This window comes from Siphonobacter sp. BAB-5385 (assembly GCF_002261125.1).
GTDB lineage: Bacteria > Bacteroidota > Bacteroidia > Cytophagales > Spirosomataceae > Siphonobacter.
The window spans coordinates 69319-88107 of the sequence record NZ_NMPS01000214.1 but is presented as its reverse complement, the minus strand read 5'-3'; the positions used below and the strand labels follow the sequence as shown (position 1 = coordinate 88107).

At 49.8% G+C, this 18789-nt stretch carries 16 protein-coding genes; 8 read left to right on the top strand and 8 right to left on the bottom strand.

Annotation, left to right across the window (positions count from 1 at the left end; translation table 11 throughout):
• The first annotated feature begins 19 nt into the window (after window positions 1-19).
• Window positions 20-1030 (top strand): glycosyltransferase family 2 protein, encoded by a 1011-nt coding sequence (locus BWI93_RS22450; RefSeq protein ID WP_094815430.1) that lies wholly within the window; start codon window positions 20-22, stop codon window positions 1028-1030.
• A 54-nt stretch (window positions 1031-1084) separates the two neighbouring features.
• A complete protein-coding gene (locus BWI93_RS22445) occupies window positions 1085-1372 on the top strand; it encodes a GNAT family N-acetyltransferase (RefSeq protein ID WP_094815428.1) in 288 nt (95 codons plus the stop codon).
• On the opposite strand, the gene BWI93_RS22440 is transcribed toward BWI93_RS22445, so the two are convergent.
• The 7 genes from BWI93_RS22440 to hisG all read right to left on the bottom strand — a co-directional run bounded on the left by BWI93_RS22440 (window position 1369) and on the right by hisG (window position 11856).
• Window positions 1369-2046, bottom strand: a complete 678-nt coding sequence (locus BWI93_RS22440) for a C40 family peptidase (protein WP_094815426.1) — start codon at window positions 2044-2046, stop codon at window positions 1369-1371. The two genes, BWI93_RS22445 and BWI93_RS22440, sit on opposite strands and share 4 nt — an antisense overlap.
• 186 nt (window positions 2047-2232) lie before the next feature.
• Complete coding sequence (locus tag BWI93_RS22435; protein WP_094815424.1) at window positions 2233-4338, bottom strand: Tex family protein; 2106 nt, start codon at window positions 4336-4338, stop codon at window positions 2233-2235.
• Window positions 4339-4544: 206 nt separating this feature from the next.
• Window positions 4545-7871 (bottom strand): exodeoxyribonuclease V subunit beta, encoded by a 3327-nt coding sequence (locus BWI93_RS22430; RefSeq protein ID WP_094815422.1) that lies wholly within the window; start codon window positions 7869-7871, stop codon window positions 4545-4547.
• 98 nt (window positions 7872-7969) lie between these two features.
• Window positions 7970-8506 (bottom strand): hypothetical protein, encoded by a 537-nt coding sequence (locus tag BWI93_RS22425; RefSeq protein ID WP_094815420.1) that lies wholly within the window; start codon window positions 8504-8506, stop codon window positions 7970-7972.
• Between the two features lie 92 nt (window positions 8507-8598).
• Window positions 8599-9663, bottom strand: a complete 1065-nt coding sequence (hisC, locus tag BWI93_RS22420) for a histidinol-phosphate transaminase (RefSeq protein WP_094815418.1) — start codon at window positions 9661-9663, stop codon at window positions 8599-8601.
• Window positions 9664-9687: 24 nt separating this feature from the next.
• Complete coding sequence (hisD, locus tag BWI93_RS22415; RefSeq protein WP_094815416.1) at window positions 9688-10965, bottom strand: histidinol dehydrogenase; 1278 nt, start codon at window positions 10963-10965, stop codon at window positions 9688-9690.
• 27 nt (window positions 10966-10992) lie between these two features.
• Entirely contained in the window at window positions 10993-11856 is an 864-nt protein-coding gene (gene hisG, locus BWI93_RS22410) for an ATP phosphoribosyltransferase (RefSeq protein ID WP_094815414.1), read from the bottom strand.
• A 264-nt stretch (window positions 11857-12120) separates the two neighbouring features.
• Here hisG and BWI93_RS22405 point away from each other — a divergent pair, with 264 nt between their 5' ends.
• From BWI93_RS22405 to BWI93_RS22385, 6 genes are all read left to right on the top strand, one after another.
• Window positions 12121-12573: a GNAT family N-acetyltransferase gene (locus BWI93_RS22405; RefSeq protein ID WP_094815412.1), complete on the top strand. Its 453-nt coding sequence runs from the start codon at window positions 12121-12123 to the stop codon at window positions 12571-12573.
• A gap of 189 nt (window positions 12574-12762) precedes the next feature.
• Window positions 12763-13572 (top strand): glycosyltransferase family 2 protein, encoded by an 810-nt coding sequence (locus tag BWI93_RS22400; protein WP_094815410.1) that lies wholly within the window; start codon window positions 12763-12765, stop codon window positions 13570-13572.
• On the top strand, window positions 13559-14017 hold the full coding sequence (locus BWI93_RS28330; protein WP_217902318.1) for a glycosyltransferase: 459 nt from the start codon (window positions 13559-13561) through the stop codon (window positions 14015-14017). The genes BWI93_RS22400 and BWI93_RS28330 overlap by 14 nt, the downstream gene beginning before the upstream one ends.
• A 95-nt stretch (window positions 14018-14112) precedes the next feature.
• Window positions 14113-14400, top strand: coding sequence for a galactosyltransferase-related protein (locus BWI93_RS28325; RefSeq protein WP_255158012.1), 288 nt, complete (start codon window positions 14113-14115; stop codon window positions 14398-14400).
• Complete coding sequence (locus BWI93_RS22390) at window positions 14400-15107, top strand: glycosyltransferase family 2 protein (protein WP_094815408.1); 708 nt, start codon at window positions 14400-14402, stop codon at window positions 15105-15107. Before BWI93_RS28325 ends, BWI93_RS22390 begins: the two co-directional genes overlap by 1 nt.
• 127 nt (window positions 15108-15234) lie before the next feature.
• Window positions 15235-16224, top strand: a complete 990-nt coding sequence (locus BWI93_RS22385; protein ID WP_094815406.1) for a glycosyl transferase — start codon at window positions 15235-15237, stop codon at window positions 16222-16224.
• A gap of 95 nt (window positions 16225-16319) precedes the next feature.
• Here the strand turns inward: BWI93_RS22385 and BWI93_RS22380 are convergent, their stop codons facing one another.
• A complete protein-coding gene (locus tag BWI93_RS22380; RefSeq protein ID WP_094815404.1) occupies window positions 16320-18779 on the bottom strand; it encodes a T9SS type A sorting domain-containing protein in 2460 nt (819 codons plus the stop codon).
• Window positions 18780-18789 lie beyond the last annotated feature (10 nt).

Sequence of the window (18789 nt, the reverse complement as noted above, 5' to 3'; positions counted from 1 at the left end):
TCAAACCCTTTCCCCATTCATGCGTCGCTTTTCCATCATTATTCCCGTGTATAACCGTCCAGACGAATTAGCCGAATTGCTGGCGTGCCTGGCCCGACAAACGGTTCGGAATTTTGAAGTCGTCGTCGTGGAAGATGGATCAAGCGTACGGGCGGAACACGTCGTTCGGTCGTTTGAGACCGCTCTGGACATTCGTTATTACGAAAAGCCCAACAGTGGACAGGGTTTTGCCCGCAACTACGGCATGGAACGGGCAGCTGGCGACTGGTTTATTATTCTGGATTCGGATGCTCTGGTGGAGCCGCAGTACCTGGAAATCGTCAACCGGGAAATCGATTGCCAGCAACTCGATCTGTACGGTGGCCCTGACCGCGATCATCCCAGCTTTACGCCCGTACAAAAGGCCATCAGTTATTCGATGACTTCCCTCTTTACTACGGGGGGCATTCGGGGTAAAGCTAAGAATGCGGGCGGTACCTTTCACCCCCGGAGTTTCAATATGGGACTGAGTCGGCGGGTATGGGAACAAACGGGCGGTTTCCGGATTACCCGAATGGGTGAAGACATTATTTTCAGTATTCAGGCCCTCAAACTGGGCTTTCGCAGTGCTTTGATTCCCGAAGCTTTTATCTACCACAAACGCCGGACCGACTTTGGGGCTTTTTTTCGACAGCTTCGTTTTTTCGGACGAGCCCGCATCAACATTACCCGCTTTTTCCCGGATACGCTGAAACTGGTACATTTTTTCCCGGCCGCGTTTACCGTATGGCTGTTTAGCTTTCCGCTTCAACTGCTCATTTTTAAACCCTTGTTTCAGCTTTCGGTACTGGCTCTGCTGGCCTACTGTCTGATGATTTTCTTTGATTCCTGGAAACAGAATCAGAGCATTACCGTCGCCATTCTCAGTGTGCAGGCCGTTTTCGTGCAAATGGTGGGCTATGGCCTGGGCTTTTTAAGTGAAGGTTGGAAGTACCTGCGGGAACCCAAAGGCACGGTACAAACCGGCGAACGCGTGGAATATCCCTCTTAATACTAAAGCCCGACGGTTCTTCCGCCGGGCTCTATTTTACAACGAAACGACACGATGAAATTTGACTCCCTTTCCCTCAACGTAAACGAGGACGATCAGCAATTTGAATTACAAATCGACCAGCATACGGCTCTGATTACCTATCGCGTACTGGATGCTCATACGCTGGCTCTTGATCATACGGAAGTTCCGGAGGAACTCGAAGGTCAGGGCGTAGCTTCGGCACTGGTCGAAAAAACGTTTCAGTACCTGGACGACAACCAGCTCAAGCTCGTACCCAACTGCTCATTCGTACGGACGTATCTGGAACGGCATCCCGACTGGAAACGCCTGGTGGCCTAATCCAGCAGTCGCGTAGCTTTGATGAATCCGCGTTGCCAGTAGTCGTTGTACAGGTTGTCTTCAATGACGCCCCGACTACTGGACGCGTGGATAAACATGACACCCTCGGAGCCATTGATGTGCGTGACGATACCCGTATGATTGATTCGGTTCGCACCGAAACCTTTGTATTCCGTGTTGAAGAAGACCAGGTCGCCGGGCCGTAAGTCACTTACTGAGATCGATTGTCCCACATTGGCCTGTTCGGCGGCCGTACGCGGCAGTTTCAGTCCGATCTGCTTAAAGCTTACCTGTACCAATCCTGAACAATCGAGCCCAACACTGGTCCCCCCGCCCGTTCGGTAGTTGGTCCCGCCGTAACTCTTGGCGGTATTGATTAAATCATTCACCAGCTGTTTGTCGTACCGAACTGCCTTTGGGTTGTACTCCGCTTTTTTAGTTAAAGCATATTTGGCCGGTGTAGCTGGGGAAGCCGCCGCCGAAGCCCCCGCATACGATCGCGAGGCGGATGTTCCGCCATAAGAAGAACGCGAGGCCGTAGAGGCACGATTGACAGGTGCCCGGTACGTGGTTTGGCGACTGACGGGTTTACTACGAGTCGTCGTACGAAATAATTCACAGGAACTAAGTAAAATACTTAGCGTACAAAGGAGCGGAAAAGTCCAAAAACGCATAAGCCAGTGTTTAAGTGAGTTGTGAAGGAAGACTAGTACTTACAATTGATTTTCAGCTATTTAAGACCTGTTGTCTTCCAAAAAACTTCGGTTTAAAATACCCTATATCGGCTTGAATGTAAGGATTCAGTCCTAAAAACGACAAAACGGGAAGCATATTTTTTTACATGCTTCCCGTTTTTTTTATCAGAATTTCATGGTCAGAGCAATGCGTTTGCGGGTCAGATCGACCTCCACTACTTTCACCTGAACCTGCTGTTGCAACTTAACGACCTCATTGGGATCCCGGACAAAGCGATTCGACAATTGCGATACGTGCACCAGTCCATCCTGTTTCACCCCGATGTCCACGAAGGCTCCGAAAGCCGTAATGTTGGTAACGATACCGGGCAGAATCATCCCCTCCCGCAGATCTTCTGGCTTCCGTACGGAAGCATCGAATTCGAAGGCCGTAAGGGGTTGACGCGGGTCCCGACCGGGTTTTTCCAGTTCGCTCACAATGTCCTGCAAGGTGGGCAATCCTGCTTTTTCAGTAACGTATTTTTGTAACTGAATTTTCTTCCGCTGCTCGGTCTGGGTCATCAGGTCTTTTACTGACACGCCCAGGTCTTTCGCCATCCGTTCGACGATGTCGTAGCTTTCCGGATGTACCGCTGAATTATCCAGGGGATTGGCGGCTTCCGCAATTCTCAGAAAGCCCGCACATTGTTCAAAGGCCTTTCCACCCAATCGCGGTACTTTCAGGAGTTCTTTCCGGGATTTGAAAGCTCCGTGTTCGCGGCGGTACGTCACGATGTTCTGAGCCAGCGTAGGACCCAACCCGGAGACGTAACTCAGCAAGTGCTTGCTTGCGGTATTCAGGTTGACGCCTACCGCATTTACGCAACTTTCTACCACCGTATCCAGACTTTTCTTTAACGCTCCCTGATCTACGTCGTGCTGATACTGTCCTACACCAATGGACTTGGGATCGATTTTAACCAATTCAGCCAAGGGGTCCATCAATCGACGACCGATCGATACGGCTCCGCGGACCGTAATGTCTTTATCCGGAAATTCATCCCGGGCCACCTCCGAAGCGGAGTAGATGGAGGCTCCCTGTTCGGAAACCATGAAAATGGGAATCGTCAGGGATAGTCCTTTCAGGAAATCTTCCGTTTCCCGACCGGCGGTACCATTACCTACCGCTACGGCTTCGATCTGGTACGAAGCAATGAGCTGACGGACTTTCGCTTCCGCCTCCTGCTTTTTGTCAAAGGGATAAAGTACCGTATCACTCAACAGATTGCCCTGGGCATCGAGTACAATGGTTTTGCAGCCCGTCCGGTAGCCGGGGTCAATACCCAATACGCGTTTTTGTCCCAATGGCGACGAGAGAAGCAATTGCCGGAGGTTTCCCACAAAAATGGTGATTGCCTCAGCGTCGGCTTTTTCTTTCGAAAGTCGGGCAAATTCATTTTCAATACTGGGCTTGATGAGTCGCTTGTAACTATCCGTAATAGCATCTTCTACGAATGGTTTAGCGGGTGAAGAACCCCGAACGAACAATCGATCTAGCTGTTCCAGCGAGCGTTCTTCATCCGGAGAAATGCTTACGGATAAAATGCCTTCTTCTTCCCCCCGCCGAATGGCCAGCAGGCGATGCGAGGGAATTTTCCGCAACTCTTCCGAAAAATCGAAATAATCGCGGTATTTGGCTCCTTCCTCTGCTTTATTTTTTTTGAGTTTAGCGTAGACAATTGCCTGTCTTTCAAAGACTTTACGAATGGCATTTCGGGCGTCCGCGTTCTCGGAAATCCACTCGGCCATAATGTCGCTGGCTCCCTGATAGGCTTCTTCCAGCGTGGGTACCGCCTCGTTAACAAAGGCTTGAGCTTTCCCCGTAATATCGCGTTCGCGTTGCTCAAAAATTAGCCGGGCCAACGGTTCCAATCCCTTTTCAATGGCGATACTGGCTTTGGTTTTCCGCTTGGGTTTATACGGCAGGTACAGGTCTTCGAGCTGGGTAAGCGTCTGAGCGGCTTCGAGTTGCTTCCGAAGCTCGGCCGTTAATTTACCCTGTTCCTGAATGGATTGCAGGATACTCTCCCGACGCTTTTCTACTTCCTTGAATTTCTCGTACTGATCTTTGATGGCCTGAATTTGTACTTCATCCAGACTGCCCGTCATTTCCTTACGGTACCGGGCGATGAAGGGCACGGTAGCTCCTTCATCGAAAAGTTGAATGGTATGCTCGACCGAACGAGCGGAAAGCGATAACTGACTTGAAATAAAAGCTACTGCGGTACGCATGGGTACAATATTCAGTTTACGGTTTTCAGTTGCCTGTTTTGGGTTTAGCGTTTGGGGTTTTGAGTTTCCTCGGCTCACCCCGATTTATAACCGTTATGGAATGATCGGGCTACAACTGGTTAAGTGTCTCCGACGCGAAACCAGTCCCCTCCTACTTATTGCTGATTACAGACTGAGCAGTTAACCCAAAACGCTAAACTCAACACTCACTTCACAGATACAATCTCCCCGGTTTCCAGATACACAATCCATCCTTCAACCTTTGTATAGCCCATTTCGCGGTAACGGCGGGCGTAGGATTTCATTTGGTCCCGGTGGCTTTCGCGGATCTGGCCGGTTTTGTAATCCAGAATGGCTATGCTTTGATCGGGGCGAATTACGACCCGATCCGGACGCAGAATATCTCCGTTGGGCATCAGGATTTCCTGTTGCGACAAAAACTCGGCGGGCAATTCAAAATACGGTTTCATTTCTTCCCGACTCAATACCCGCTCAATGGCTTCCCGGAGAAGAATCACCTGCGACTCGTCAATGAGTCCCCGTTTCTGCATTCGATCAATCACGTTGGGTACGTCTTCAGGCGTACGGATTTCCCGCATGACGGCATGAGCTTTATTGGCCCAGTCTTTCTGACTGGTAAACGTATCCCATTCCGTTAGCCTGTCTTTCTGCCGCCGTAAACGCATGCTTTCCCGCCGGACCGTGATCACGTTCTCAATGCTGATCGTCGTGTCATCTTTGACTGAGACAGGGCGGGGCTTGGGAAGATTTCCCTGCCGTACGATGTGCTGTCCTTCGTCCGAATCGACGTAACTCACAAAAAACTGCCCGACGGTATCTTTCAAAGGCTCGCCTTTCTTACTCCGTTTTACTTCCATTGACACGTACAGTCGTTCGACCGCCCGGGTCAAGGCCACGTACAACAGGTTTAGATTATCGAGAAAGGTCTGCTCCGTTTCGCGTTCGTATTCGGCCTTCAAGTGGGTTTGAGCGAGCTTCTGCGTCACCGAAAAAGGAGCGGTACGCAAACGACGGAGCTGACGCTCCCCACTCTCGGGCAGTTGTAGTTCCTCTAACTCGACTTCCTCCAGATCTCCCCATATTTCGTCCCATTGATTCGACGTGAAACTCCAGTTGGCGTACGGTAACAAGACGACCCCGTACTCCATTCCTTTCGACTTGTGGATCGTCTGAATGGTAACGGCATCACTACCTTCGGGGGTATTGACGCACAATTTGTTCTTTTGCTGTTCCCAATCCTGAACGAAATCGCTCAGGTGGCCGCTTTTGCGAACGGAGAAATCCTGGGCGTAGTCCAGAAACCGAAACAGATACGGAGCCTGAGCGGGTACGTCGAATAGCCGGAAACGGGCAATCAATTCTTCGCAGAGTTCGAACAGTCCGAATTTTCGTAATACCGAAGGCTCCAGGGTTTGCCCTTCTTCTTTCAGCCACGTCCAGAAAGCTTTCCAATCCGTCGATTCCACCATCGCCCGGATCCGGGTGTTGATTTCCTCATTCGGAATTTTCCCCTGAATGTCCTTCAGATACAGGTAGGCTGCTTCGTATTTGACCAGTGGCTGATCGGGTGCATCCAGAACCCGTAAAAACGCCATGACTAAATTCACCGCTACCGAGGCACTCACCAGCAGTGAATCGGCGGAAATGACCGGAATCCGGTGGGCAGTCAGCGTATCCGCCAGCAGCCGGGCGTGCCGGTTTTTTCGACACAAAATGGCAATATCTTTATACGTATATCCTTCAGCCCGGCAGGCGTTGATTTGGTTGATGACAAAAGCAGGCGTTGGTTCGGTATCCGCCTCCGTTTCCAGAAAATCGATCTGTACGTGTCCGCCGCACTTGGGATTTACTTCGGGCGTTTTCTGGAAATAGGTCTGGTAAATTCGCGGCGTGACCTGCCACTCTTCCCGAATCTGATGATCCAGCACATGCTTTAACAGGTCATTGTTGAAATCCACAATTTCCTTACAGCTCCGCCGATTGTAGTTGAGTACCTCCGGTTGCAAATGTCGGGAAATGGTCAGCAAACGATCGCCTACGTTCCAGTTAATGGTATTCCCGGGCGGTAACATCGGCGACAAATCACTGCCTTTTTTCTGGTGAAGATGCACCAACTGCTCCATTTCTCCCCCCCGAAACCGATAAATACTTTGCTTCGCGTCACCCACCACGAGGTTGTAATGACTGGACGATAAGCTATTGTCAATCAGCGGCATAAAGTTCAGCCACTGAAGTTGTGATGTATCCTGAAACTCGTCAATGAGGATGTGATGGAACTTCTCCCCGAGTCGTTCGTACAAAAAGGGTACGGGCTCTTCCAGTACAATGTTGAGAATGGACTGGTTGAAGCGGGAGATGTGAATTTGTCCGGAGTGATCCTCAATAGCTTTTACTTCATCGGACAGTTGCTTGAGCAAAGCCAGTTTATGCAGGTGTTTCTCTAACTCCTGGCACAGCGTATATTTTTCAATCTGACTCTCGTACAGATTGACCACTTCACGGCCAACCACTTCCAGCTCTGCTTCAATACTTTCGAACTGCGAAAGAATCAGCAGGGGTGTTTTGGCTTTCATCCAGTTTTGTTCTCGCTGAATAACGGCCTGTAAACGCGAGGAAACTCCTTCGGCGAACTTCTTCTGTCCGTCGCGTACTTTTTGCAGAAAACCGGCGGCCCCGGTAGCTCCGTAATTAAAATCACTAATGGTCAGCGTTGCCTTCTCCTCAATGAGTTCCATAGCCAGACGGCCCAGGCGGCGGTATTCCTCCTCCTGACACTGGCAGTACTGACGGATCTGTCGGCGTATTTCCCAAAAGTCTTCCGCACTGAGTTCGGATAGCTTTTGCAGTGCATCCCGGTGTTTATCATCCAGAATTTTCTTGCCTACGGTTTGTAATTCCGTTCGCAGGGAAGTCCAGCTTTTGCCTTCATCGGCCATTTCGGCTACGAGTTCTTCCAGTACCAGCGTCAGTTGGCTAAACTCTGTCTGCCCTACCTTACTCAGCAACTGTTCTACCCCGGCGGCTACGATTACATCCGATTCCAGACTTACTTCAAAGTTGTAGGGAATGCCCAGTTCTTCCGTAAACGCCGCTACCACGCGTTGCGTAAAGCTATCGATGGTGGAGACGGATAATCGGCTATACTGATGGAGAAGTACCTGGAAGGTTTGAGCCGAACGTTTTTCGAGTTCTGCTTCCGTAATCGGTTGCCCCGTCTGGGGGTCCGTAATTTCCTGTAAGAGCAGTTGCCGATACGCTTCCACTTTCCGCCGGGCCATCTCATCGAGCGTACGGTATCGGCTGATCCCCTGCAAGGTTTGCAGGATTCGGCTTTTCATTTCATGAGCCGCATCATTCGTAAACGTTACGGCCAGAATGTGCTGGAAGTACGAAGGGCTAAACTGCGACAGGCCTTCTTCGTTTGGATGACTCGATAGAGCCAGTTTCAGAAACTCTTTGGCAAGCGTAAAAGTCTTTCCTGACCCCGCCGAAGCCGCGTAAATCGTAAACATTACCGATGAAAAAAGCAGGCTGGGCCTGCTTTCGTTTAATACTATCTCAAGTTACGGTCGTTTCGTATAAAATCCCGCTGCTTTCCGGATTTTTCACCTTAAAAATTAAAGCGAACCCCAACGCCTCCCTGTACGTGCATAAAGATCGGTACGGGTAGTAATTCTACGTACAGACCAGCATCCGCAAAGAGAGACAACGGCGAATCCCGCAGGAAGTACTCGACGCCAGCCAGGCCGCTCGCTCCAATCCCCGTTTTATTTTCGTAAGCATTATAAGGGGCCAAACGATCCGGGTAACTCCGGCGACTGGTAATTTGTCCCCCAAATCCGTAGTAAGCCTGAAAACGTTTGCCTTCGTTGCCTGTATGGAAGAGGTAATTAGCGTTCAGGGTCCAGCCCGTATTCTTGAATCGGCCGTGTGGACCGTACTTCCGCTCCCGTCCCCAAAGCATTCCGTAGGTACCTAAGCCCACGTCAATAGCCCGGTTATTGTTGAGGTACATCCGGGCATTGAGGCCCAGGGGCTCTCCTACTTTAAAGCCAACGGCGTACTTCTTGGCCTGACCAAAACTAACGTGTGAACCGGCGAGCAGAACGCCCACCAGAAGAACCGAAATACGGAAAAAGTTTTTCATTGGTTGGTTAAACGATAACATGGAGGGATAATCGATATAAGGAAGGAGATCTGAATTCAGACCTCCTTCGCCATACACAAGCAAAATTTGTACTAGTCGTGAACAATCGCTCGGGTAAATTCCAGCAGGGAATCAAACAACACGTTATCCTCTTCCTCGGTACCTACCGAAATTCGGAGGCAGTTGTCACAGTGTTTGACTTTAGAACGATCCCGGACGATGATTTTGTGTTCGAGCAGGTAAGAAAATACGGCCGCCGAATCCTGAAACCTCACTAACAGCTGGTTAGAATCCGTCGGAAATACTTTTTCAACGTTGGGTAATGTTTCCAGACGCTGGCGTAGGCGTTCGCGGTTGACGAGAATCGTCTGTACCATTGCATCCTTTTTCGCCACCTCCGTCAGAGCTTCGGCCAGTAGTTGCTGGGTTACGCTACTGATATTGTAGGGGGATTTGATTTTGTTTAGTAAAGCAATAATGGCTTCACTGGCAAAACACATCCCGACGCGTAAACCGGCCAGCCCCCAGGCTTTGGAGAACGTCTGCAAAACGACGAGATTCGGGTAACGATCCAGTTCCGTCAACAACGTTGTATCCGCCGCAAAATCAATGTAAGCTTCATCAACGACCACAATGCAGGACGTCGATTCAATAATTTGCAGAATGTCCGCCCGCCGCAGTACGTTCCCCGAGGGGTTATTGGGCGAACAGAGCCAGATGAGTTTGGTATGTTCATCTACGGCGGCTAGTATAGCCGGCACGTCGATCTGAAAATCCGGCGTCAGCGGTACTTTCTGAACGGCCACGTTCTGAATATTCGCGGATACCTCGTACATGCCGTAGGTTGGCGGCAGAATCAGAATGTGGTCTTCCTTGGGTTCACAGAAGGCCCGGACCAGTAAATCGATCGGTTCGTCGGAACCATTGCCCAGCATGATCTGCGAAGGCCGCACGCCTTTGAGGGGAGCCAGTTTTTCCTTGACGACCCACTGGTACGGATCGGGATAACGATTGTAGGCATTGGCCGTAGCCGAGCCTAAGGGGTTTTCGTTCGCATCCAAAAACACGCCTTCCTTGCCACTGTATTCATCACGAGCGGACGAGTACGGGGTAAGCGAAAGCAAGTGCGGACGTACTAGTTTCTCTAACTGAAACATCGGTATGTGCTATCTTTTTTGGGCTTATTCACCCGTTTCTAACTGTTCCAGACGAATTTCTACGGCCCGTCGGTGAGCGTCCAGCGATTCGGCCGCGGCCATTTCCATAATCGTCGAACCAATGTTCTTCAATCCTTCTTTCGAAATGGACTGCACCGTAATTTTCTTGACGAAGCTATCCAGCGAAACGCCTGAATACGCCCGGGCGTACCCGTTGGTAGGCAGGGTGTGGTTCGTACCCGAGGCGTAGTCACCCGCTGATTCGGGTGTATAGTGACCCAGGAAAATGGAACCGGCATTGGTAATTTCATCCACCAGAGCTTCGGCATTTTCGACCGAAAGAATGAGGTGTTCGGCGGCGTAAGCATTCAATAAATCCAGTGCTTCGCTTGAATCGCGTACCAGCACGGCTTTGGAATGCTCCAGAGCCTGCGTAGCGAAGTCCTCACGGGACAATTCGCGAACCTGTTTTTCTACCTCATCCATTGTCTGAGCGAGTACGGATTCGGAAGTAGACACCAGCAGTACCTGACTGTCCTTCCCGTGTTCGGCCTGCGAGAGCAAATCAGACGCCACAAAGGCCGGATTGGCCGTCTCATCGGCGTATACGGCCACTTCGCTGGGTCCGGCGGGCATGTCAATGGCCACGCCTTCTTTCGCCACCAGCATTTTAGCCGCCGTTACGAATTGATTGCCGGGACCGAAAATCTTGTACACCTGTGGTACACTTTCCGTGCCGTACGCCATGGCGGCAACAGCCTGAGCCCCACCGATGTTGTATACTCTGGTTACACCCACCAGCTTGGCAGCGTACAAAATAGCCGGGTGCTGACTAGGCGAACACAGTACTACTTCCTTACAGCCCGCCAGTTGAGCCGGTATACCCAGCATCAAGACGGTGCTAAACAGCGGTGCTGTACCTCCGGGAATGTAAATGCCGACTTTCTCGATCCCAACGGATTTTCGCCAGCAGGTCACCCCCGGCATGGTTTCGATCTTCTCGGGAGCCTGCCGCTGAGCCGCATGGAATTTAACAATGTTCGAATACGCCTGCCGGATGGCATCCTTGAGGGCTGGCGAAAGCTGCCGTTCGGCCACTTCCATGACTTCCATTGGCACATCCAGCCGATCCAGCCGGACGTTGTCGAATTTCAGGGCGTATTCTTTCAAAGCCGCATCGCCGTGGCTTCGTACGTGTTGCAAAATGGGTTGAACCAACTGCTCGATTTGAGCCATTTGCTGTACGGGCCGGGCCAGCAGGGTATCCCAGGTTTCCGGCTCAGGGTAACGAATAAGTTGCATACACAAAGTGCCTGAAACAGACACTGATTAGTAAATCATTTTTTCGATCGGTACGACCAGAATGCCTTCGGCACCCGCCGTACGCAGGGCATCAATTTTATCCCAGAAATCTTCTTCACTCAGTACCGAATGCACGGCCGACCAGCCTTCCGTTCCCAGCGGAACGATGGTGGGAGCCTTCATACCGGGCAGTAGAGCCGTAATGGCTTCCAGCTTTTCGTTGGGAGCATTCAGTACGATGTACTTGTTGTTTTTAGCCGTCTGTACCGCGTGAATCCGGAACAGCAGTTTCGACAGAATTGCCCGCTTGGCTTCACTCAGGGAAGGATGAGCAATCATTACGGCTTCGGATTTGAAGATGACCTCTACTTCCGATAAACCATTGGCCAGCAGCGTACTGCCTGACGAGACAATATCGCACACGGCATGGGCCAGACCGATACTGGGGGCTATTTCCACGGAACCACTGATTTCGTGAATTTCCGCTTCGATTTCGTTTTCTTTCAGAAAGTTACCCAGAATGGTCGGGTAACTGGTGGCAATGCTACGACCCTGCAAATCCTGTACGCCCTGGTACGAATCCCCGCGAGGAATGGCGATGGACAGGCGACACTTGGAGAAGCCCAGTTTCTTGGCGATGTCCACGTTGCGGCCCGTTTCTACCTGAACGTTTTCGCCCACGATGCCGATATCCGCTACGCCATCTTCGACGTATCCGGGAATATCATCATCGCGGAGAAATAGAAATTCGGCGGGAAAATTGCTGGACGTGGTTTTAAGCTTGCCGGCTTTGGAATCAAACTTGATTCCACATTCCTTAAAAAGAGTAAGGGAGTCTTCGCTGAGGCGACCGGACTTTTGAACGGCTATACGGAGGAAATCTTGGCTCATGAGTAGATCTGCGACTTCGGGCTTAGGCCCAAAGCAAATACGATTAGGCCCGCAAAATTAGCTATTCGTCCGGAATAAGAATCATGCAGGAGCAAGGACTTTCACAAGCGGCAGTATTCTCTATTCTCCGGGCGGATCTGATGCCTTGCCCGACGCTTTGACAGCGTCCAATTTCAGTATATATGGATACAGGAAATCCGATTTTTTTTCTTTGATTCGCTTTTGGACTGTTTGCTCAATTTTACTTCATTGGTATCCTAACGCATGATTACGCTCCTTCGCACCAATTCTGAACACCCCGATTTCCGGACGCTGGTCACTTTACTTGACCGCGAACTGCACCAGCGTGATGGTGAAGAACACGCCTTTTACGCCCAGTTCAATACAATTGACGCCATTGCTCACGTAATTGTTGCCTACGCTGAAGGTAAGGCCGTAGGCTGCGGAGCGATTAAGTTCTTTGCTGAAGATACCACCGAGGTAAAACGGATGTTTGTGCATGCCAATTACCGCAGTCGGGGAGTGGCTTCGCTGGTATTAAAGGAACTCGAAGCCTGGGCTCAGGAGCTGGGATTCACGGTCTGCGTACTCGAAACGGGCAAGCGACAACCCGAGGCTATCCGGCTATATGAGAAAAACGGATACGTACCAACCCCAAACTATGGTCAATACATCGGTGTAGAAAACAGTGTTTGCTTCCGAAAAGAAATCCAGTGAAAAATGATCGGCTTTTCAGGCTGATATGAGAAGCCGATCATTTTTTACTACACTAGGCAATAAGTATTGTTTTTCTTTCTTTTGATATTAATTTTAAAGGCTAATCGTTTTCCATGAAAATTGTTTTATTTTCATCGGATAAATAGACTAAAGTCTACAATTTACCCCCAGAACACCCAACTTAAATCGATGATTTCCTCTGCCAAGTCATCTTTAATTATTTCTACGTATAACTGGCCAGAAGCACTCCGGTTTTGTCTGCAAAGTGTAGCGGATCAGAAGATTATGCCTGCCGAAGTAATCATTGCCGACGATGGTTCCGGTCCAGAAACCCGTGCGGTCATTGAGGCGATGCGGCCCTTACTTTCGGTTCCTCTTTTGCATGTCTGGCACGAAGATCGGGGATTTCGTAAAGCTGAAATTCTCAACAAAGCGGTTCAACATAGTTCAGGCGAATACCTCATCCAGGTAGACGGCGATGTCATTTTACATCCCTTCTTCATTCAGGATCATCTGTTGGCTTCTGAACTGGGAGCTTTTGTTCGAGGAACCCGGGCCCGAATTACCGAAGCCCGAACATCGGAGTTACTTTCGAGTCTGGACTCTGCTTCCAGCTATCCTTCGCTGCATGCCCTTTCTCCAGGTGTTTACAACCGACTCAATGCCCTTCGGTTACCCTGGCTTCAATCACTTGGGGAGCGAAAGGAAATGAAAAGCCGCGATGTCAGAGGTAGTAATCTTGCCTTCTGGAAGGCCGACTTTGTTCGGGTAAATGGCTACAATAACGATTTGCAGGGCTGGGGACACGAAGATGAAGAATTAGCTGTCCGATTTATCAATAATGCAATCGTGAAAAAAATTGTGAAACTCCGGGCCGTTCAGTTTCACCTGCACCACAAGGAACAACCCCGCGAACACGAACCTTTTCACGCCCACACAATTCAGAAGGCCATGTCTTCTAAAATTAAAACTTGTTCTAATGGATATGGCCGCGATTAACTCAAAACACCTCATCAAAACAACGCTTATCATTTCAACGTATAACTGGCCCCAGGCTCTACACCTCTGTTTGTTAAGCGTGAGTCGCCAGTCCGTTCTTCCGGATGAAGTAATTATTGCCGATGACGGCTCGACCCGTGAAACACGCGACCTGATCGAAATGATGCAGAAAACCTTTCCCGTACCTCTTCTACACGTCTGGCAGGAGGATGAGGGTTTTCAGCTGGCCCGGATTCGTAACAAAGCTATTGCCCGATCTTCCCATGAGTATATCATTCAGGTAGACGGTGACCTGATTTTACACAAGCACTTTGTGAAAGATCATCTGGAAATCAGTAAACCCGGAACCTTCGTGACGGGCAGTCGGGTGCTGATGAATAAAAAATTATCCGATAAGCTGATTCATGCAAAAAAACCAGTACGGGTCTTCTGTGCCGGGGTCTGACAAATCATACCAATCGTTTTCAGATTCGTTTCCTGCGTAACTATTTCGCCGATCGTTACAAGGCCAATAATATCATGAAACTGCGAGGTTGTAATATGGCTTTCTGGCGAAAAGATCTTATTCAGGTCAACGGCTATAACGAAGATTTTTATGGCTGGGGAAGGGAGGATAATGAAATTGCGGCCCGCCTGGCCAATGCAGGCATCCGAAAAAGAGCTATCAAGTTTGGCGGAATTGTTTTTCACCTGTATCACCCCGAGAAATGCCGGGAACACTGCGAGGAAAACGAACGACGACTTGCCCAGACCATTACCGATAAAATCACATATTGTAGCCAAGGTGTCAATCAGTATACGTATGCACTTTCAGAGCTATATGCCTGATGAATTCCATTCCTTTAATTTCAGTAATTCTTGTGACCTATAATGCCGAAAAATGCTTGCAAGCTTGTCTGGACAGTATTTTTCGGCAAACGTATCCTCGCATTGAACTTATTATCATGGATGGGGCCAGCACCGACGCTACTGTGTCCATTCTGGAAGCGAATACTGAAAAAATAACGTTCTGGCGGAGTGAAAAAGACCAGGGTATTTATGACGCCATGAACAAGGCTCTAGATTATGTCCGGGGTGAGTGGGTGTATTTCATCGGAGCAGATGATGAGCTAACCCACGAATTTTCCAGCATGGCTAACGAATTAGTGGATTCCAGAACCATCTATTACGGAAGTGTCTGGAAGGATGGCAGAAAGTATCTAGGTAAACTTTCCTCCTATCACCACGCCAAGACGGGGATTAATCACCAGGCCATACTTTATCCCGCTTCGATCTTTCAGCAATACCGATATGACCCGATGTATCCGATTTCCGCCGATCATATTCTGAACATGTGGTGCTGGAAGGACACTGACTACCGTTTTGAATTTAGGGACTATGTCATTGCTACCTTTAATCACACGGGTATTTCTTCATTGAAAAAAGATATCCGCTTTGAAAAGAGAAAGGCTCAGTTCATTCTGGAAAACTACGGTGTCGTAATCTGGTTGCGATTCCTGTTTAAAAAGCTTAAGGCTTCCCTTTTCATGCCATAGTGAAAAGTTTGATTACATGTTATACTAATTGCCTCTGACCGCCCAGGCCCCTCAACGTGGAATACTCAGTTCATCTCTGCTCTCCCTGTACGAACTATTGCCCTTTAACTAGTACCCTAATCCCCTAATGCTTTATTTCTGTACGCTATTTGATTCTGCCTACCTCTCCCGGGGACTGGCTCTGTATACGTCTTTAGAGGAACATTGCCCCAGCTTTCACCTCTATATACTCCCCTTCGATTCGCATTGTCAGCAGGTACTTGAGGCGTTATCCCTTCCACACGCCACTCTGATTAGCCTGGCCGACTTCGAGAATGAAGAACTTCTGGCTGTCAAGGGCAGCCGTACTCGCGGCGAGTACTGTTGGACGTGTACGCCCTCGCTGCTTTCTTATTGTCTGCATACTTATAGTCTGGAAGCGTGTACCTACCTGGATGCCGACCTGCTCTTCTTTTCGGATCCGGGTGTGCTGATTCAGGAAATGGGTAAGGCTTCCGTACTCATCACTGAACATCGCTATAGTCCCGAGTATGATCAATCGGTTTTGTGCGGCATCTATTGTGTCCAGTTCATGACTTTCAAACGTACGCCGGCAGGACTTCACGTGCTCAACTGGTGGAAAGACGCTTGTCTGGACTGGTGTTACCGTCGCTTTGAAGACGGCAAGTTTGGTGATCAGAAGTACCTCGATGACTGGACCACTCGCTTTGAAGGCGTGCATGTGCTCAAGCATCTGGGGGGTGGAGTGGCTCCCTGGAACAACACGCGGTATGACTACGTTGAGGCGAACGATCAGGTCTGGGTGCGGGATTCTTCCGTAGCCAGTCCCCTCGTGTTTTACCATTTTCACGACTTTCGTTACTGCCAGGATGAAACCTTCCGTTTAACCAATGAAGAGTACCGGCTCAGGAAAGAAGTCATTGCTCTGGTTTACAAACCTTATGTGAAAGCCTTACAGGCGGCGGCTCAACGCATCAGGCAGGCAGACCCAACCGCCTGCTTTCATGAACCTCCGTTCTCTCTGGACTGGTTGACAACGAATGCGGGCCGTAGAGTTACTTTTTTACTTAAGGGTTCCTATAAAAACTATCATAAACATACCAGACTCTGGCAGTAGCGGGCCTAGTCCTACCCAAATGCAAAAGGGACCCGTTTGTTTACGGGGCCCTTTTGCTGCCTGTCAGATTTAAACAAACAGACGTTATAGATCATTTACAACGAGTTCACCATAATACGTCGGCTGGTATGGAAGCCATCCGCGTCGATCACCAGAATGAGCAAGCCCGAATTGTCCTGAATTTCGATGGTTTGCGTATCATCCAGTGAACCTATCTTTTTCTCCAGAATCGGGTGACCCGTCGGCGTGAACAAACGTACGGTTACATTTTTCAGACCTTTCAGCGTCTCCAGCGTTACGCGACCATTGGTCGAGGGATTAGGATAGATACTGATGTCCTGGCTTAATGGATCCAGCACAAAATTGAGCGTACTGTTCTTGGCGGAATAACAGGAGAGCGTTCTACCCGAGGACAGGGTATACACCAGCTCCGACCGCACGGAATAAGTACCCGTAGCCGTAGCTTTAATGACGGCCTCGTCGGTGGTCAGTGAATCCGTCCCGCGTTTCCAGTAGAAGTTCTTTCCCGTACCTCCCGCCTGTAATTTATACGTACCTACTTTGGTAATGGTCGGTTCCGTCGGGAGCGGATTTACTTTCACAGTCAACACGTTCGAAACGGGCGATGTACAGCCAATGTTATCTGTCACCTGAGCGGTGTAGTTACCCGACTGTTGAACCGTAACGCGATTACCGGCATCGCTGGTACCTATCCAGGTATGCTTCAGGCTATTGTTGTTAGAGGTCAGCGTAACCGTACCGCCTTCGCAAAACTCCAACGCTCCCGAAGCCGTGATGGTTGGAGCAGCGGGCAGCGGACGCACACTGGTCGTAACCGCATCCGAGGTGGCAGACAAACAGTTGAATGTGTTTTTCGCTTGTACCGAAAAAGAACCTGCTTTTGAAATAATCAACGATTGACCCGTTTCACCCGTATTCCAAACGACGGCAGCCTCTGAAGAAACGGCTTGCAGGGTTACACTCTTATCCTCGCAGAAGGTTGTTGATCCGACTACAGTGATCCTTGGTTTTTCCGGACGGGGATTCACGGTTACGGTAACCGGATCGGATGAAGCCGATCCGCAACCAAACGCATCTTTCACGGTCACACTGTACGTACCGGCCTGCGTAGTTTGAATCGTAGCACCAGAAGCTCCATTACTCCACTGATACGAAGCTGCCGTGACCGAAGACGCCAGCGTAACGGCCGCACCCGAACAGATCGCCGTTGGGCCCTGAGCCACTACCGTAGGTTTCGCCGGTAAGGGGTGTACGGTTACTACTACTTTGTCAGAAGCATCCGAACGGCAGCCGTTGGCATTGACTGTATAAACCGTAAATTCACCGGATTCGCTTACCGTGATAGCCCGGCTATCTGACTGATTCGACCAGACGTAAGAATTACCCTGACTAGCCGTAAGTGTTACATTTTTTCCATCGCAGAAAGCTACTGCTCCCGAAGCGGCAATGTTGGGTTTATCGGGTTTTGGAGAATACGACACGACAATGGCATTCGAAGCGAGGGATACACACCCATCGTTATCAATGGACTGAGCCGTGTAACTGCCACCCTGCTTAACTGTTAAAGTAGCCGTATTGTCCTGGCTCGTATTCCAGCGGTAGTTGATTCCGTTGCTAGCCGCCAGCGTCACTTCCGTACCCGGACAAATGTCTTTGATTTTATCAGAGGTGGTAATCGTTGGAGCCGTGGGTAGGGTACCCATTGTTAAAACTAATGCCGAAGAATTAAGCGACTCACAACCCGTAGTAGGGTCTTTTTCTTTCGCTGTGTACGAACCAGCCGTTTTCACGCTGATCGATGTCCCCGTTTCACCCGTACTCCACACGTAATTTTTTCCGGCAGGAGCACTGAGCGTAGCCGCAGAACCAGGGCAAATGACTTTGGTAGAAGACGTAAGTGCCGGACCCGGTCCAGGTTCGGTCTGCGTAATTTGTACGGCGGCTGACGTAGGCGATTCACACCCGTTGCCATCGTTAATGCGTACCGAATACGCACCAGATTGCTTTACCGTAATCGACTTTCCAGTTTGTCCGTTACTCCAGACAAAGTTATTACCGCCTCCGTTGGCCGTCAGCGTAACTTGGCTACCGACGCAAAAGGTTGTACTGTTTGCTACTACCGAAGGCGTACCGATGTCATTCGGTACAATAAAGGGCGGAGCAAACGCGGAATTTCCAATACCATCTTTCACGCGAGCGTAATAGGTTTTTCCGGATTGCCCGACAATAGTACCATCGGTTTTATTATTCCCATCACTACTAATCCAATAGTATTGACCCGACCGACCAGCAATGCTCAGATTGAATTGATTTTTTGCCCGACAGGCAAACGTTACCTGCAACATATTCGCCGCTGCCTGCGGTTGTGAACTGGATAGGAAGTTAGAATTTACGATACTTTCGAACCAGGCCTGAGCGTGTTTTTTATGATTTTCCGGGCCCGAAAAATGCCACAAATCAGCGGCATCGCGGGGGTTTTGAATATTATCCGTTTCGGGACCCGCAAAGCAGTTTCCGGCTTGTTGAATGGCCATATTCTGTCCC

Excerpts from the sequence above, each read along its gene's own strand:
- BWI93_RS22450 (WP_094815430.1), top strand. The coding sequence starts at position 20 with ATGCGTCGCTTTTCCATCATTATTCCCGTGTATAACCGTCCAGACGAA.
- BWI93_RS22445 (WP_094815428.1), top strand. The coding sequence starts at position 1,085 with ATGAAATTTGACTCCCTTTCCCTCAACGTAAACGAGGACGATCAGCAA.
- BWI93_RS22440 (WP_094815426.1), bottom strand. The coding sequence starts at position 2,046 with ATGCGTTTTTGGACTTTTCCGCTCCTTTGTACGCTAAGTATTTTACTT.
- BWI93_RS22435 (WP_094815424.1), bottom strand. The coding sequence starts at position 4,338 with ATGCGTACCGCAGTAGCTTTTATTTCAAGTCAGTTATCGCTTTCCGCT.
- BWI93_RS22430 (WP_094815422.1), bottom strand. The coding sequence starts at position 7,871 with ATGTTTACGATTTACGCGGCTTCGGCGGGGTCAGGAAAGACTTTTACG.
- BWI93_RS22425 (WP_094815420.1), bottom strand. The coding sequence starts at position 8,506 with ATGAAAAACTTTTTCCGTATTTCGGTTCTTCTGGTGGGCGTTCTGCTC.
- hisC (WP_094815418.1), bottom strand. The coding sequence starts at position 9,663 with ATGTTTCAGTTAGAGAAACTAGTACGTCCGCACTTGCTTTCGCTTACC.
- hisD (WP_094815416.1), bottom strand. The coding sequence starts at position 10,965 with ATGCAACTTATTCGTTACCCTGAGCCGGAAACCTGGGATACCCTGCTG.
- hisG (WP_094815414.1), bottom strand. The coding sequence starts at position 11,856 with ATGAGCCAAGATTTCCTCCGTATAGCCGTTCAAAAGTCCGGTCGCCTC.
- BWI93_RS22405 (WP_094815412.1), top strand. The coding sequence starts at position 12,121 with ATGATTACGCTCCTTCGCACCAATTCTGAACACCCCGATTTCCGGACG.
- BWI93_RS22400 (WP_094815410.1), top strand. The coding sequence starts at position 12,763 with ATGATTTCCTCTGCCAAGTCATCTTTAATTATTTCTACGTATAACTGG.
- BWI93_RS28330 (WP_217902318.1), top strand. The coding sequence starts at position 13,559 with ATGGCCGCGATTAACTCAAAACACCTCATCAAAACAACGCTTATCATT.
- BWI93_RS28325 (WP_255158012.1), top strand. The coding sequence starts at position 14,113 with ATGGCTTTCTGGCGAAAAGATCTTATTCAGGTCAACGGCTATAACGAA.
- BWI93_RS22390 (WP_094815408.1), top strand. The coding sequence starts at position 14,400 with ATGAATTCCATTCCTTTAATTTCAGTAATTCTTGTGACCTATAATGCC.
- BWI93_RS22385 (WP_094815406.1), top strand. The coding sequence starts at position 15,235 with ATGCTTTATTTCTGTACGCTATTTGATTCTGCCTACCTCTCCCGGGGA.
- BWI93_RS22380 (WP_094815404.1), bottom strand. The coding sequence starts at position 18,779 with ATGGCCATTCAACAAGCCGGAAACTGCTTTGCGGGTCCCGAAACGGAT.